This is a genomic window from Nonomuraea zeae (assembly GCF_005889725.1).
GTDB lineage: Bacteria > Actinomycetota > Actinomycetes > Streptosporangiales > Streptosporangiaceae > Nonomuraea > Nonomuraea zeae.
The window spans coordinates 1-1,376 of the sequence record NZ_VCKX01000671.1; the positions used below are offsets into that span (position 1 = coordinate 1).

Below are 1,376 nucleotides of genomic sequence, written 5' to 3' on the forward strand. Positions count from 1 at the left end.
TCCCCGAGCAGCGACTCCGCCACCTGCGTCAGGCGCTCCAACCTGCCCGATCCCGGGCCCGGCGACTCGCTCGACTCCTCGCCCAGCGCCGCGATGGAGCGCCTGACGCAGGTGGCGGAGTCGCTGCTCGGGGAGGCTTCGCGGGTGGCGCTGGCCGACGTGCTCGGGGCCGACTGGCCTTCCGCGCGGCGCGTGCTCGCCGACCTGACGACCGTCGATCTGCGGCCTGAGCTGCCTTATCGGCTGACGTGGGGTGACGGGCTCACGATCGATCCCGAGCGGGAGCCGGCTTGGCTGTCCCACGGATATCTGGAGCGTGCCTGATGCCCGACACCGACCGCCCCGAGCCCGGGCCGGGGCTTGACGAGGCGTCCCCGTCCGCTGCCTCTGCCGCCTCCGCTTCTGCCGCCTCCCCCGGCGCGGTCCCCAGCGGGGCCGTCTCCAGCAGCGCTGCCTCCGCCGGCGCTGCCTCCGTGAAGAGGCGCCGGTCCGGGCCGGCCGACGGGCGTGCCGCACATGCGCGGGCTCGGTCGACCGGGCCGTTGTGGCTGGGCGCCGGGGTCGCCGCGCCGCCGGGGATGACCCGCTTGACGCATCCCGACTCCACCGGGCTGGCCCTGCCGGTGTGGCCCGACGGGGTGACGCCGTCGCTGCTGGAGGAATACCAGGTGGCGCCCGTCAACGTGGAGCGGTCCGGGGAGACCCGCCGGGTCCTGGCCGCCGTGCTCAAGTGCTGCTGGAGCGACCAGTCCGTGGACCCGTGGCCCGGCGACCCGGCGCCCGTGGAGCTGGTGCTCGACACCTATCGGGCGCTGATCGGCCGTACTGACGACCTGATGCGCAACTGGGCGGTCGGCGCGCTGCGCCGCCTGCACGACTCCGCGTGGATCGTCCTCGACGACGGCGTGGTCAGCCTGGGCCCGCGCTGCGCGTTGTGGCCGGTCGAGTCGCACGCCCAGTTGCAGGAGCTGGTCCGCCGCCTGCCCGAGCCCGAACGCTCCGAGCTCACGGTGGTGGGCGACGCCGACATCGTGGCCGCCGCCCAGACCACGGCCGACCCGGGCACGGCGTCCGGGGGCAGGGTCGAGGTGGGCGCGGCGGAGTTCGAGGACCTGCTCGGGGCTTATGACGAGCGGCGGCGGGCGGAGCTGGTGGCGGCGTTCATGGTGGTGGAGCTGGCCGCCGAGCCGGTGCAGGAGGTCCGCTTCGCCGCCCTGCGCGACCCGGCGCTGCGGCACACGCTGGGCGAGATGCTGTCCAGGCGCGGACGTACGCTGATCCAGCACCGCGACCGGTGGATCTCCGGCTACGACGACGCCTGCGCCGCCACGCTCACCGAGGCCGCCTCCACGGCCCTCACCCCGACCCCCCAGCCA

General features: G+C 75.1%; 2 pseudogenes. Both read left to right on the plus strand.

Annotation, left to right across the window (positions count from 1 at the left end):
* Positions 1–324: pseudogene (locus ETD85_RS62270) on the plus strand (hypothetical protein); the annotation flags it as partial.
* A 254-nt stretch (positions 325–578) separates the two neighbouring features.
* A pseudogene (locus tag ETD85_RS66610) lies at positions 579–1,376 on the plus strand (hypothetical protein); the annotation flags it as partial.